The organism is Bacillus sp. EB600 (assembly GCF_024494385.1).
Taxonomy (GTDB): Bacteria; Bacillota; Bacilli; order Bacillales; family Cytobacillaceae; genus JAEVLT01.
In genome coordinates this window covers 58,302-72,622 of sequence record NZ_JAEVLT010000003.1, presented here as the reverse complement: position 1 = coordinate 72,622, position 14,321 = coordinate 58,302, and the positions used below count along the sequence as shown (strand labels likewise).

At 40.4% G+C, this 14,321-nt stretch carries 11 protein-coding genes; 2 read left to right on the top strand and 9 right to left on the bottom strand.

Features of this window, described 5'->3' with window-relative positions; genetic code table 11:
* Nucleotides 1–44: 44 nt before the first annotated feature.
* Both JN080_RS04705 and JN080_RS04700 read right to left on the bottom strand, forming a co-directional pair.
* A complete protein-coding gene (locus tag JN080_RS04705) occupies nt 45–1,202 on the bottom strand; it encodes a metallophosphoesterase family protein (protein WP_256234763.1) in 1,158 nt (385 codons plus the stop codon).
* Between the two features lie 188 nt (nt 1,203–1,390).
* Entirely contained in the window at nt 1,391–2,194 is an 804-nt protein-coding gene (locus JN080_RS04700; protein WP_256234762.1) for a prohibitin family protein, read from the bottom strand.
* A 262-nt stretch (nt 2,195–2,456) separates the two neighbouring features.
* On the opposite strand from JN080_RS04700, the gene JN080_RS04695 reads away from it, so the two are divergent.
* Nucleotides 2,457–2,654 carry a hypothetical protein gene (locus JN080_RS04695; protein WP_256234761.1) on the top strand — a complete coding sequence of 66 codons (198 nt, stop codon included), beginning with the start codon at nt 2,457–2,459 and terminating at the stop codon, nt 2,652–2,654.
* A gap of 125 nt (nt 2,655–2,779) precedes the next feature.
* Here the strand turns inward: JN080_RS04695 and JN080_RS04690 are convergent, their stop codons facing one another.
* From JN080_RS04690 to pdxR, 6 genes are all read right to left on the bottom strand, one after another.
* Complete coding sequence (locus JN080_RS04690) at nt 2,780–3,331, bottom strand: hypothetical protein (RefSeq protein WP_256234760.1); 552 nt, start codon at nt 3,329–3,331, stop codon at nt 2,780–2,782.
* Nucleotides 3,332–3,446: 115 nt separating this feature from the next.
* Complete coding sequence (locus JN080_RS04685) at nt 3,447–5,612, bottom strand: beta strand repeat-containing protein (protein ID WP_256234759.1); 2,166 nt, start codon at nt 5,610–5,612, stop codon at nt 3,447–3,449.
* 269 nt (nt 5,613–5,881) lie between these two features.
* Nucleotides 5,882–7,747 (bottom strand): LPXTG cell wall anchor domain-containing protein, encoded by a 1,866-nt coding sequence (locus JN080_RS04680; RefSeq protein ID WP_256234758.1) that lies wholly within the window; start codon nt 7,745–7,747, stop codon nt 5,882–5,884.
* A gap of 301 nt (nt 7,748–8,048) precedes the next feature.
* Entirely contained in the window at nt 8,049–8,177 is a 129-nt protein-coding gene (locus tag JN080_RS29755) for an RNA polymerase factor sigma-54 (protein WP_375141576.1), read from the bottom strand.
* Nucleotides 8,178–8,458: 281 nt separating this feature from the next.
* On the bottom strand, nt 8,459–9,337 hold the full coding sequence (locus JN080_RS04675) for a hypothetical protein (RefSeq protein ID WP_256234757.1): 879 nt from the start codon (nt 9,335–9,337) through the stop codon (nt 8,459–8,461).
* Nucleotides 9,338–9,664: 327 nt separating this feature from the next.
* On the bottom strand, nt 9,665–11,098 hold the full coding sequence (gene pdxR / locus JN080_RS04670; RefSeq protein WP_256234756.1) for a MocR-like pyridoxine biosynthesis transcription factor PdxR: 1,434 nt from the start codon (nt 11,096–11,098) through the stop codon (nt 9,665–9,667).
* A 230-nt stretch (nt 11,099–11,328) separates the two neighbouring features.
* On the opposite strand from pdxR, the gene JN080_RS04665 reads away from it, so the two are divergent.
* Nucleotides 11,329–12,585, top strand: a complete 1,257-nt coding sequence (locus JN080_RS04665) for a benzoate/H(+) symporter BenE family transporter (protein WP_256234755.1) — start codon at nt 11,329–11,331, stop codon at nt 12,583–12,585.
* Nucleotides 12,586–12,675: 90 nt separating this feature from the next.
* Here the strand turns inward: JN080_RS04665 and JN080_RS04660 are convergent, their stop codons facing one another.
* Nucleotides 12,676–14,076: an amino acid permease gene (locus JN080_RS04660; protein ID WP_256234754.1), complete on the bottom strand. Its 1,401-nt coding sequence runs from the start codon at nt 14,074–14,076 to the stop codon at nt 12,676–12,678.
* Nucleotides 14,077–14,321: the final 245 nt, after the last annotated feature.

Here is a 14,321-nt window from a genome sequence, read left to right as displayed (position 1 = left end):
TCATCATTCTCTAAAATTTTGCGTAAAGCACCGGTTGTCCCAAACTATTTTGCCAGTTCAAAGCTTTTAATCAGTTTGGTTTTTCCATAGTTTTCATCAAATCCATAGCAATTCACACGAACATCTCCGTTCGCGTATACTTTTACAGTTGCCCAAGCATACATTCTATCCGTTGGATTTTGCACCGGTGCATTCACCTCGAAAGGACTGCCGCCGGAACCTACGAGCACTTGATACGCTTTACCATGCGGTTGACTGACATTGAAGACATGCTCATGGCCGCAGAAATAGGTCGCATCATTATCTTCAATCACCTGCCAGAATTCGTCCCTGCTTTTCGGATCAGCATCTAAGCCATCCGCAGATGGTGGATTTGCCGGTTCAGCAACATATGGGAACGCATCTTTATGTCCAAAAACAAAGATATGCTTGGCCCCATTCTTTTTAGCATTGGCTATATCGCTTTTCAACCATTCAATCGGAGCATGACTGTCGTTGCCAACAGGATCTGTATTGATAATAACGAAATGCGAGCCCTTCAAATCAAATGAATAGGACAACTGTTTTTGGTCCGTTACAATATTATTCGTTCCGATTTGCGGGTGATTGTCAGGATTCCATCCCTGGATGTCAGCACCTACAATTTGTTTAAAGCGCTCCGTATCCATGATGATATCGCCCATATTGCTTCTCCACGTGTTTTCATTAGCTTGAGTTGCTATTTTGACCGTTTTACCGTTTGCATCCTTATACTTATCTTGTACCTCGTGATTACCTGGTACAGGTACCACATACGTCCCGGTTTCAAACATATTTGCCATTAAGCCGCGCCAGTAGGCATACTGGCGATTTAACAGGTTCTGGTCAGAATTTGGGCTGTAACCCATAATCATATCTCCATTGAAAATAAACAAATTTGCTTTCTGGGCTTGTACCTCACGGGAAATTCTTGTTATCGCTTTCGTATTCTGCAGCCAAATTTTATCCTGATTTGTTAAACCTGGTTGGGTGGCATCTGCCCGCGAATCTCCCACTGTAGAAAAGGTCAGAACCACTTTACTATCCTTTTTGTCATCTTGATGTTCCTGAATGCTGCTGGCATCAGCCTTTTGCGGAACCGCATTTGAAATGGAAGTTAACCCGATAACGGAACATAGAGCAACCACACTTACAGCCGTCCTAATTTTTAATCTGTTCTGCAACCTACTCATCCCCTTAATATTTTGAATCTTCAAATAAATTATAGTAGGACAAGATTAATTTTTAATGGGGATATTTTTAATTTTATGTAAATGAAAATGCACACGATATATGAAATTACGTGTGCATGACATTGTTATTTTATTATGTTGCAGACTGAAGTAATTTCGTTAGAAGTGCAGTCATCTTTTTATTTTTTCTCGGTTCCACTCAAATCAATAAACGGCGTTGCCCCGCCTGTTACACTTGGCAATTTTCCATCCCATTTTTCCAAGGCCTTTTCCTGTACTTCAATTTGTTTAAGTTGAATTAACTCAGGTGTTACTTCCTGCTTTTTCAACTTCAATGCTTCGGCTTCTGCCCCTGCTTGCGTGATTTGCTGCTGGGCCTCAATTTTGATTCTGTCCAAATCTCTTTGGGCCTTTAATGCGTTTTGCTCAGCCGTTTGTTTGGATTCAATTGCTTTATTGAATTCTTCACTAAATGCAAATTCTTTAATATTGATATCTTCTAGTTTTATAAAATATTTTGTTAATTTTTTTGAAAGCATTTCCTTCACTTGTGCTGATACTTCCGGACGTTTGGAAATTAACTCCTCAGCTGTATATTGGGCCGTTATTGCTTTTAGTGTTTCTGCAGTCGCCGGGTCAACGATTCGTGACCGGTAATCCAAGCCGATTTCCTGATAGAGTTTATTTACAGCTTCTGGATCAACAGAATAGTTGACTGCCACCTTTGTCGTTACAATTTGCAGATCCTTTGAAGCAGCAGACTGTGAGCTTTCTTCTTTTTGGACCCGGACTTCAATTGGTTGGACGGATTGAAGAAACGGAATTTTAAAATGAAGTCCCTCTGTTAGGATGGTTGGTTTTACTTCCCCTACCTGCAAAAGTACCCCTCTATACCCAGAAGCAACCGTTGTAACAGACGAAAAAACAAGAATCAAAACCACAATCGCAATAAGGCCGCCTAAAACCACTTTTGTGTATTTCATTTCCGCGACTCCCCCTCGATAACCTTTTTCCGATAATTACTAAACTAAATTTATGAATTTATCTTCAAATTATTACATTCTTTAAAAATAGATTACAAGACTAATATACCACAATATTGCCATTATTTACTAATCATATTTTTAGCTGTGTATAACTTGTATCCGCAAAACAATAGTAGATTTTCTTCCAACAATATGTTGTAGGACTTTAAAAATTCTTAAGCTACTTTTAACTAAAAATTTTTTAAGGAATATTACCCAAATGAGGACGATAACAAAAGTGATGGATATATGGAGGAGGGCTGACGTTATGGTTCGAAAAGGCAGGGATTTCGATCTAAACAGAGCGAGACTGCCTGCTGTACAAGAAAAGAGGAAGCGCTCGTTTAGCGACGAATGGACTGGAGCACACCGACTGAGATTAAGGAAACACGAAGAGCGGAAGCGCATTCTTGCTTGACATATCGTAGAGAGGTGGGCGAAGTACACTAGTCGCTGGGCGCTGTAGCTGGACAATTCCCAAAATACTTACCTTTCAAAAAAGAACCAAGGCTTTTTTTAACCTCGGTTTCTTTTCTTTCCTTATTATTTTGGCGCCATTTGCTTTATGGCAACCTGATATTGGAACGATGTACGTTGAGCCTGTTGGTACTGAATCGTCGGACCATTCGCGAAGGATGCCTGAAACTGAATGGCAGCTGTATGGCCAATTTGAGCCTGTACCACGTGGCTTGGATCCTGGACAGCAGTCGATTGATTTAAAGAATGGTTCGCATCTGTTGACTGCGCTTGATGTGTACCATTAAACGTTTGCTGATCAGCCATTGCCAGCCTTGTTTGATCTGCCTGTGTAAATACTCCAGGGCCTGAAGTAGCAGCTGATTGAACTTGAGCGCTAGTAACACTTCCAGCCTGCACTTGTCCGGCTGCTGAATTGGTACCATATTGAACTGGAAGTACTTTTGAATTCACATATTGGGACTGGATAAGATGACTTGATGAAGGTGCCCCTTGAAATTGAGCTACAGAAGCATTATTCGTTTGCTCTTGTGTCGTTCCAGTACTTGCAAAGGCTGCTTCACCGCCAACCGTTAATAACGAAATCGCTAATAAAGATGTTACTCCCTTTTTGAACATGACATTACCCCTCTCCAATATCCGGATTAAATCACATGGCTACATCTCTGCGTTTAATAAAAAGCTCCATCCAGCAATATACTAGATGGAGCTGAACTCAATCTAAAGCTTCAGATTAGTTTGCAGATTGTGCTTGAACAACCGTAGAACTGGAAGATTGGCTTTGGTGAATGTTCTGACCAATAGCGGCTGATAAATTAGTTGCTGTATTGCTTGCAGCCTGTGTTTGAGTTGCACCCTTTGTTCCAGCTTGAACTTGGGTTGTATCTGCCGTTGCTGCTTGGCCTTGAACATTGTTCTTTCCTACAGCAAGTGCCCCATTGGCTGCTGTATTGTTTGCTGTTTGTGATTGATTAGCACCCTTTGTTCCAGCCTGGGCTTGAGTAGATGTATTTCCAGCTCCTTGCACTTGAGTGTTGTTCTTTCCTACAGCTGTTGCAGCGTTGCCAGCTGTATTGTTTGCAGCTTGTGTTTGAGTAGCACCTTTTGCTCCGATTTGACCTTGAGTAGAAATATTTCCAGCTCCTTGGACTTGGGTGTTGTTCTTACCTGCAGCAGTTGCAGCGTTGCCAGCTGTATTGGCTGCTGTTTGGTTTTGAGTAGCGCCCTTTGTTCCCGCTTGGCCTTGAGTGGAGATATTTCCAGCTCCTTGCGCTTGAGTGTTGTTCTTGCCTATAGCAGTTGCCCCGTTGCCAGCTGTATTGGCTGCTGTTTGTGTTTGGTCAGCACCCTTTGTTCCTGCTTGGCCTTGAGTGGAGATATTTCCAGCTCCTTGAGCTTGGGTGTTGTTCTTGCCTACAGCAAGTGCCCCATTGGCTGCCGAATTGTCTGCAGCTTGGGATTGTGTAGTACCCATTGCTCCGATTTGGCCTTGAGCGGCTGCATTTCCTGCCCCCTGGACTTGGGTGTTATTCTTGCCTACAGCTGCTGCTCCTTGTAAAGTTCCATTTGTTGCATTTTGGCCTTGTGCTGTACCAAGTGCACCTGCTTGACCTTGGGCAGTTTGGTTAGCTGATCCTTGTACCTGAAGGTTGTTCTTACCTGTAGCATCTGCTCCTTGAAGTGCTACATTTGTTGCATTTTGACCTTGAAGAGCTCCGAAAGCACCAACTTGACCTTGAGCTGTACCATTTGCTGCAAACTGTGCTTGAGTGTTGTTGACTCCTTGGGCATTAGCAACTTGCAATGCACCATTTTGTGAACTCTGACCTTGTAACACGCCAAGACCGGCACCGATTTGGCCTTGGTGTGTATCAGCTGCCGCTACTTGTAATTGATTGTTAAGGGCGCCTGTTGCCTGTGCACCTTGAACGGCATTGTTTGAAGAGACTTGCCCTTGGCCTATTAACGCACCCATTGCTAATTGACCTTGCTCTGTGTTACCGATTGCAGCTTGATTTTGACTGTTGGCAAAACCAGTTGCACCTGCAGCTTGCTGAGAATAATTTTCAGAACCCTGCAATTGACCAATAAGGGCTCCAACTCCCAGCTGACCTTGGGCTGTATTCGTGACAGCACCTTGATTTTGATTGTTTAAAAATCCAACTGCCCCTTGAGTTTGGTCGGAAACGTTTCCAGAACCTTGTGCTTGGCCAATAAGAGCACCCAATCCAGCCTGGCCTTGTGCTGTATTATTTTCGAAACCTTGAGCTTGATGATTACCTACTCCAAGTGCATCTTGATATTGGCCGCCAAGATTACCAGAACCCTGATCCTGTCCAATTAGGATGCCACCAGCCAATTGGCCTTGAAGGTTTGTATTACTGCCGTTTTGATCTTGATTGTTATGAACACCAGTAGAAACTTGAGCTTGAAGAGTTCCATTTGCAGCCCCTTGAGATTGTGCAGTTAGAAGTCCTAATGCACCTTGCAATTGGGTATTGGTGTCAGTTGAGTTTTGGGTTTGATTTGATTTTTTACCAAAGGAAATTGATTGTGCTTGTAACAATTCATTTGAAGAGCCCTGATTTTGAGAAGTTAAAGCTCCAAGTGCCCCTTGAAGTTGATAAGTATTTTTAGTAGAATCTTGAGTTTGATTAGATTTGTTTGCATGAGTTGCATCTTGAAGAAGAACAGAATAGTCATTAGCAGCTTGATTTTGAGATACGAAAGCTCCAAGAGCTCCATTAGCAGCAAATTTATTTGAGTTGGCAGTTTGGCTTTGGTTAACACCGCCAGCAGCAAATGCGGATGTGGCACCCAATAAAGTCCCAGCAATGACTCCTGCACTGATGAGTTTTTTCATGTTAAGTACGTTTCTGACTTCTTTAAAATTTTTCACTTTCATACCTCCAGTAACATTTTGGGTTTGACTTGCAAGGGTTAGTATACAATGTCAGTCCTCTTTTAAAAAATCTCAAATTCAGCCGTTTATTTCTTAATTGAGAACATTTTCGTTCTCTACCTAGTTCACGCTTATTATTTCTTAATTTTTAGTTTTTTTTGAAAAATATAAATATTCTTATATTTTTTTACATAATATCCCATAAAAAAAAGCCTTTTTGCTCAATATTCCAGCAAAAAAACCTTTTTTCAACTTAAGTGAGATATTTAATTTAGTTTTTTCCTGACAGTATAGTAAAGCAGACCTCCTGCAGTGATTAGTACCAATCCAAGAACTAATAGATTATAGCTATTTGTAGCCGTATTAGGAAGCGAGTTCCCTTGGACATTATTATTGCTGACTGGTGCTGCAATGGTTTGGACATGATCTTGGCTGACTGGAGCAACAGTGGTTTGGACGTGATCTTGGCTGACTGAAACTGCAATGGTTTGCACTGCCTGCCCGCTCGTTGCTTGCTGTCCGCTGCCTGTGTTTGTTTCACTATTTCCTGTAGGTTCTTGTACAGTGTCGGATGCCGGAACGTCAGAATTTCCTTTGTCTCCCCCACCGGATTCTGTTGGCGGAGCAGGAGGAGTACTTGTATTGTCATCATTATTGTTTTCTGCAGGAGGTTCATTATTGTCATTTGGTGCTGGCTTTGGACAATCTATATTACCAATCATGCCAAATACAAGAGATAGATAACTGGACATGGATGTTTCAAATTGTTGCAATTGTTCATTGTATTGAACAGAGGCTAAATTTTCGACATTCAGATTTCCCCAATCATATTGCTTTTGAAATGCTTGTTGGGAATGATATGAGTCATTTCCCTCAAGTGAATAATCATTCGTAAAGCGATCAACCAACTCATTGTTAACAAAAATTTCTTGAATAAAATTTGCAACTGTTGTCGTTGTTTCTTTAATTATTTCGATATAGTTCCGAGATGTTACTTTAACTCCTGATTCGACAAAGTCCTTTATTGTATTGACGATACTGCCTTTCACTTCTACTGTTTGGGTTTGTTCTATTTTCACAGGACCTGATGTACTTAATGATTGAGCCTGCAATTCTTCGACATTCGTTAATTGCCTTTGCCCATTCTCACCGCCACCTGATGTTTCAAGGTGCTGATCTTGTGAATGATTCACTTCTGTTAACTGTCCCTGAAATAATTCAGCATTTAAGCTTGTATTGATACTTTGGGCTTGGTTCGTTAAAATATTCGTTCCCTGTTGGGGTGATTGCGTTTCCCCACAGGGGCACATAATTTCTAGTTTTTGGTCAGAGGTGATACCGGTTTTCTGTGTTTGTTCAGATTTCACATTTGCAGAAGAATCAACATTTTGCACTTGAGCAGCCACAATAGTTGCTGTTTTGCTTTGATCCGTATGCCCATCTAGGATGCTAGTAACATTACCCTGACAGGAAACAGATGCAAGAATCGTTTGTTGTTGACAAATAGTGACATTAGCCGTTTGATTTTGGTCAGTCGTTTTTCCACCTGTTACAGTTTGGTTTTGAATGACTTGTGTGTCTGTTGACTGATTCTGACTTGGCTTATTATTATCAGGATTTGATTCTGCCTGACCACTTGCATTCCCGGAGCTTTGAATATCTTCAGCTGGCACTGATGGAGCCTTGTTAGTTTCTGCATTTCCCTCATTCATTTTATGTTCGGGATTTGTTTCTGCTTGATCGCTTTCATTACCGGCACCTTGAATGTCTTCAGTCGGTATTGATGGGACCATGTTAGCTTCTGCATTTCCATTATTGATATTATTCTCAGGATTTGTTTTTGCTTGACCATTTTCGTTCTCGGCACCCTGAATAGCTTCGGACGGCACTGATGGAGCCTTGTTTGCTATATTTTCCTCAGTCGAGCCAGAAGATGGCTGCTTTTGTGTTTCCTTTTCTAGTAATGACAGATCAGTGCTGGTTTCATTGATATCACTAGGCTCTCCCGCAGCCGGATTCCCACCAATTTGGACATTAGGTGCAACTGGTTCTGCCGCCTTGGCGTTTGCTGAGGTAAAACCGATTGTAGAAGTGTATATCAACAAACAAGTAAATAAGAGTTTCTTTAGCATCTTTTCCCACCTTTCAAGTATAATTTATTAGGATAGTTTTGTTCATTATAAAGAACTTATAAACAAAAAAAAACTGCTGTTTTCAGCAGTTTTTCTTATTAAAGAACCATCTTCGTTCTTTATAATATGTTTTTCTTCTGTTTTCTCACTTTTTCATTAAAATGAACTTTTTTTGTATTTTTAAAAGAACGTGGCAATTTAGCCTTGTAGCTTTGTTGACTTTTTTGTCGATATTGTGTTCTTTGCGTTTCTCCAGGATTTGACGTGATCTGTCATATTTTCTTATTGCGCACCAATACCTTTAAAATCTCTTTCTTTTAGAAGAACCGGGGATTCCAATTTCCTCTCGATATTTGGCAACGGTACGGCAGGAAATCGCTTGAGTAACTTTGTATAGCGTTTGTTTTCTTTGAGCAATTCTATTCAACATAATCAACTTTTTTATCTTTTGCTTTTCTTGCCACAGGTAATACATTTATCTGTATAATAGTCAAATTTGTGATATCTACGTAAAAAACAAATAACAGCTTTTAATTTCATTTGTATAGGACCCCTAATGAAATAATTTTTATATCTAATTAAGGGTATCAAACGAATATTAACAGACTATTAACAAACAATTAAATCATATTTAATATACTAGTTAAGTTAGAAACTGAATCGTTACAGAATCGTTATAGGGACGGTTCTCTTGACTCTTTTCGGGTGACACTAGAACCGTCCCTTTGCTTTACTGCTGACCACATACCATTTGTGATTCGTTGCGGGGGGTTTTATTATTTTTTCAATATCTTTCCTTCTTATTGTTGAAGGCGCTTTCTTAAGTGCTTTGTGAATGATCTTGATTTTTTCAAAAACATCTTCATATTGTCCACTGACCCTCATAGTATCAGTGAGAAATTTAGTTGTTAATAATTCATTTATTGTTTCGGCAATTTTATGAATAACTTTTAAATATTCCGCTTCTAACCTTGAAAAACTAGATTTCTTTATACTTGAATTAAATTGTGCTGTAATCTGTTTCACCTTCGTAATGATTCTATCCAGCAATTTTCTTTCAACATAAATAAAGCTGGAGATCTCCTTCATATTTTCCTTAGCGTGGTGAAATCTTTCTCGCTTAAGGATCATTTCTTCATAAAACTTTTTTGACTTATTCCTCTGTCTTTTTGCTTTCTCATACTCTTCGTTTGAGTTACTATGTAAAGAAAGTACACTTGGCACACTATAACTTGGAACAATTGTTGCTGAAAAAACGGCAATTACTCCTCTACCACTATATGAATCAACTAAAGAAGAGCTAAATCTTGGTGTCTCTAATACTCTCCGATCAATGTAAAAGTTCGTACATTGATGAAGCACTTGCTTAACATCCTGACTAATTTCCCATAGTAAATGCTGTTTGTAATGGTAATGCTGTACGATTCTATCGTTTGTCTCTTTCACATGGAAAACAATGTCAGCATAGGCTTTGTTGTAGAGACTTTTTCCGCCCTGAATATATTCCTTCGCACTTTTACGGTATTTTTCCGTTTTCCTTCTCTTTCTAGCACTTTGTTTCATAACATCAAACAAGTCAAAAAGACCCATGATGCCAAGCCTCCCATTTACTGATGATAAAAAAGGGCAAGCGTACAATAAGTAAGCAGCGTTAATCTGGTTTTATTTTGTTCGCAATAATAAAATTGGAATTTCCAATTACAGTATAATTTCACTATACGAAAAATAATAAATTATGTAAATAGTGTACGAAAAGGACGGTTCGCTTGCTTCATCGAAGAAACAAGCGAACCGTGAAAAAGTCCACTTTTTTCAGCATATTTGTTTAAAAAAGGGAAGTGATTTTTCAAAACCCGAGGATTTGAATGATTCCCAGCTAAAATTTTGACAAACTCCGCGACGTGCGAATGCACCTGATCAAACCCGCGCCAGCACATCCGCAAACCGCCCGATCGCTTCCCTGATCGAGTCCCGCTCCAAATGGGCAAAAGTGAACCGAACATATCCGTTCGGCGCCCCGTAGACACTTCCTGGCATAAACAAAATTTTGTTTTTGATCCCCTCTTCAACCAGCCTTTGATCATCCACATCCTTGTTCAATTTACACCAGATGTGAAGACCTCCTTTCGGAATTGTAAAATCAACCTGATCTCCCAATGCTTCCCGTAAAGCCGAAATCATTACATTTCTCCGCTCCAATAGCTCCTGACGCAGGAAGGTAAGATGAGCAGGATACTCAGTCGATTGTAAAAATTGATTGGCGATCAGCTGTGGAAAAATACTTAAGCCAAAGTCAATTTGCTGCCTGGCATCCGCTAAACGGTTAATGACCGATTGCGGTCCAATTAGCCAGCCAATCCGCAGGCTGGAGGCAATCACTTTGGAAAGCGAGCCAATATAGAGCACGTTGCCACTCCGGTCATAGGATTTAATTGGAAAATGTGTCTCACCATCGAATGAAAGCAGACTAACCGGATCATCTTCTACAATCGGAATACCTAATTCTGCCGAAATCTCCAGTACTTTTTTTCGGCGTGTCTCAGGAAGGACGCTGCCTGTGGGACTCTGGTAGATTGGATTTAAAAAAATCATCCGAATTTGATGCTTGCGATATAAGGATACAATATCGTCCGGATTAATCCCATGCTCGTCAACCGGCAGCCCAAAAATCCTTAATCCGGCCGATTGAAATAACGGCAGTGAATAACAGTAGGATGGTGCCTCAATCGCTACGGCATCGCCAGGGTTAAGCAAACACTGTGTAATCAGATGTAAAGCCTGCTGGGCCCCTGATGTAATTAGAATAGAAGAACTGGTTGTATTTATATTGTGATAGTTCTTCACATAGTCAGCAATCGTCTCGCGAAAGGGAAGATGTCCTTGTGGATGCGTATATCCTAAATTGCCCGGAAACGTTTGTTCAACAAAGGAAGCTTGTAAAAAGCGCGCCGGGAATAGGTCTGCAGACAATTCACCACTTGATAAATTAAAGCCGTCTGTCATCTGCTTTGCTTCTGCACGGACGCGTCGAATCAACGGATAGGTAGGTAAAAACGAACCCCCTTCAATATATTTCCGCCAATTCGTAACTCCTTTAGGAAGGATCCCCCATTTATGTGTGCTGACCCGTGTGCCGCTGCCTTTTTTTCGTTCAACTAAACCGGAAGCTTGGAGTTCGTCGTAAACATGTACAATGGTCATTCGGTTGACCCCTAACTGATCAGCCAATTTTCGTTCTGAAGGCAATAAGCTTCCAGGGGGAAATTCGCCGTAGGAGATTCTTTCTTCGATTAATTCAAAAATTTGCTGATAGAGAGGTTTATTCGCCTCACGATCCACTTTCCATTCCATTATTGATTCACCTCTATTTATAAAAAATGAATTGGTATATTAATTGGATTAGTCCATTGTCATCCGATTGGATGAATACAAAGAGATTATATTAATTTATCATAATATTTACAACATTAGAAATAACTTTTATCAAAAGGAGGAGGATTTACATCTAAGTAGTATCTGCCAATTTTGAGAGAATAAAGAATTTCTAAAATATATTTGCAAAAAGGAATAAGGAGGAAGCGATGAAACAGTTTGGTACAAATTTCAAAGATTTACGTCACAATCTAAATATAAATACGATTAGTGCAGGGTTAGTCGCTGCAATTTTTGGATGTACGGGTCCTGCGTTAATTATTATTGGCGGAGCCACGAGCGGTGGATTAACTTATACGCAAACAATCAGTTGGATATTTGCTACTTATTTCTTTAGTGGCTTACTTGGAATATTTTTAGCATTAAGACATCGACAGCCGATCTCAGGAGCACATTCGATTGCAGGGGCCGTATTAGTAGTAGGATCCTTAAGCCATTTTTCATTAAATGAAGCAATTGGAGCATATCTCGTGGCCAATATCCTTGTTATTCTGCTCGGGGCAACGGGCTTAATTGACAAAGTCATGAAATGGATACCGTTGCCGATTGTCATGGGAATGATAGTTGGAGTGATGATCCGGTTTGCAACGGAAATGATCAAATCTGTTACGATTTCACCTTTATTGGCAGGTTCAGCGATTATCGTGTTTTTGCTATCTTCTCGATTTTTAAAAAAGGTTCCACCTGTGTTATCAGCCTTAATTGTTTCTGTTTTGCTGGCAGTAGTGACAAATGCCTTTCATATTAAAAATTTACAGGATACGCTGGTTCTCCCACATGTAGTCATGCCGGAATTTAGCCTTAACGCCATCGTATCGATCGGCATTCCCCTTGCATTGCTGATTATATGTACGGAAAATGCCCAGGCATCTGGAGTATTAATGGCTCAGGGCTACAAGCCGCCTAATAGTGCAATGGCTGTTTTCGGTTCTCTGGTTGGCCTTGTCGGTTCACTCTTCGGTGCTCATGCGATCAATATCGCCGGACCGATGACGGCAATCTGTTCCTCCAATGAAGTAGGAAAAAAAGACGGCAGGTACGCGGCTTCGGTTGCAAACGGATTTTTCTTTTCTGTTTTTGGCCTATTCGCAGCATTGATTGTTCCATTTGTTATCGCGATGCCGGCCGTGATCGTTACCGTGATCGCCGGACTGGCCATGCTAGGTGTACTCACCAATTCACTAAAAACAGCTTTTTCCGATAGTAAATTTCAAATGGGTGCTTTCTTCGCCATGATCATCGGGATGTCAGATGTGCATTTCTTCAACATCGGCGCGCCACTGTGGGCCATTGTCGGAAGCCTATTCGTCTCATTTCTAATCGAGAAAGAACACTTTGCCCTGCGACCAAAGCTAGAAAAGGCGGTTGATAGGGACGGTTCTCTTGCTCTTGCCGCAAGAAAGTAAGATCAAAAGCGTAAGAAAACACAGGGACGGTTCTTGTACCTCCTTCCGCAAAAGGATACAAAAGAACCGTCCCCATGTTTACTTCGAACATTATTTTACATGAACAGCATCTTGATGAGGTATTTCCTCACTTTTATGGAATCCTTTTATATAGTAAACAGCAACTAGGAAGATAATCCAAAATGGTCCGATGTATAAGGCAATCCTTGTATCGGGACTGAAGGCCATTACAACAAGAACAAGGGCTAAAAATACGAGAGATAGATAAGAAGAGTAAGGAAATAAAGGAGTTTTATATTTCAATGCTTTCTTTTCTTCTGTATTTAAACTTTTGCGGTAACGAATTTGGGTTAATAAAATAACCCCCCATGTCCAAATAGCCGCAAATGTCGCAATACTCGTAACCAATGTAAATACTTTTGCTGGGACGACATAATTTAAGAAAACTCCTACCAATAAAACTACAGCTGAAACGATGACAGACAGGCCTGGCACCCCATTTTTTGTAACCTTATCTAATTTTCGTGGTGCCTTTCCATTTTCAGCAAGGTTAAACAGCATCCGTGATGTACTAAAAATCCCACTGTTGCATGATGAGAGTGCAGCCGTTAGCACAACAAAATTGATAATCCCTGCAGCCGCCGGTATTCCTATTTGTTTAAAGGTAAGAACAAACGGACTTCCCTTTGTACCAAGTTCATTCCATGGAAAAATGGACATGATTACGAATAAGGCTCCCACATAAAAAATAAGAATGCGCCAAAATACATTATCAATCGCTTTGGCAATATTTTTTTCTGGATTTTTAACCTCTCCAGCAGTTACTCCAATCATTTCAATGCCAAGGTAAGCGAACATGACCATTTGCAAGGACATGAAAATTCCCTTTATCCCATGTGGAAAGAAACCACCATGACTCCAGAGGTTGTGGATCCCTGTCGCAATACCTCCATTTCCAATTCCAAAGAAAATCATCGCTGCTCCAACAACTATCATGCAAATAATGGTAACAATTTTGATGAGGGCAAACCAGAATTCCAATTCACCATAAGCCTTTACGGCAAGAAAATTCACCGTAGCCATGATGATAAGGGCAGCAAGTGACCAGATCCAGTGCGGAACTGTTGGAAACCAAAACTCCATATAAATACCAACTGCTGTGATTTCCGCCATACAAGTCACGATCCATAAAAACCAGTAAGTCCAGCCTGTTAAATAACCGGCAAGCGGTCCTAAATAATCATAAGCATATTGACTAAATGAACCGGCAACAGGTCTCTGTATAGCCATTTCCCCAAGGGCCCTCATGATAAAGAACATAATAACTCCGGCAACGGCATATCCAACCAAAATTCCTGGCCCAGCTATTTTGATCGCGGAAGCTGAACCAAGAAAAAGACCAACGCCAATCGCAGCTCCTAAAGACATCAAAGTAATATGTCTTTCCTCTAAACCACGGTTAAGTTTTTTGTCCTGAATGTCACTGCCCATCCTTCATCCCCCTTAAGTCGTACTAGTAATCGCCGATCCCCCTCTATTAAGAAAGACCTATCCCCTATTTCGATAACAGTATTTCAAAATAAAATTTCGGTAACCTAATGTATTACCTATTTAAATATTTCCAAAATTGTGTACAATAAAAATAGCTGTCTATTTATGTAAGCGAATACAATTAATAAAAATAATCATCTCCTATCTGCATAGAATTGAGTTCGGAATAAACAAAGTCTTTACGC

Excerpts from the sequence above, each read along its gene's own strand:
- JN080_RS04700 (WP_256234762.1), bottom strand. The coding sequence starts at position 2,194 with ATGAAATACACAAAAGTGGTTTTAGGCGGCCTTATTGCGATTGTGGTT.
- JN080_RS04695 (WP_256234761.1), top strand. The coding sequence starts at position 2,457 with ATGAGGACGATAACAAAAGTGATGGATATATGGAGGAGGGCTGACGTT.
- JN080_RS04690 (WP_256234760.1), bottom strand. The coding sequence starts at position 3,331 with ATGTTCAAAAAGGGAGTAACATCTTTATTAGCGATTTCGTTATTAACG.
- JN080_RS04680 (WP_256234758.1), bottom strand. The coding sequence starts at position 7,747 with ATGCTAAAGAAACTCTTATTTACTTGTTTGTTGATATACACTTCTACA.
- JN080_RS29755 (WP_375141576.1), bottom strand. The coding sequence starts at position 8,177 with ATGTTGAATAGAATTGCTCAAAGAAAACAAACGCTATACAAAGTTACT.
- JN080_RS04675 (WP_256234757.1), bottom strand. The coding sequence starts at position 9,337 with ATGGGTCTTTTTGACTTGTTTGATGTTATGAAACAAAGTGCTAGAAAG.
- pdxR (WP_256234756.1), bottom strand. The coding sequence starts at position 11,098 with ATGGAATGGAAAGTGGATCGTGAGGCGAATAAACCTCTCTATCAGCAA.
- JN080_RS04665 (WP_256234755.1), top strand. The coding sequence starts at position 11,329 with ATGAAACAGTTTGGTACAAATTTCAAAGATTTACGTCACAATCTAAAT.
- JN080_RS04660 (WP_256234754.1), bottom strand. The coding sequence starts at position 14,076 with ATGGGCAGTGACATTCAGGACAAAAAACTTAACCGTGGTTTAGAGGAA.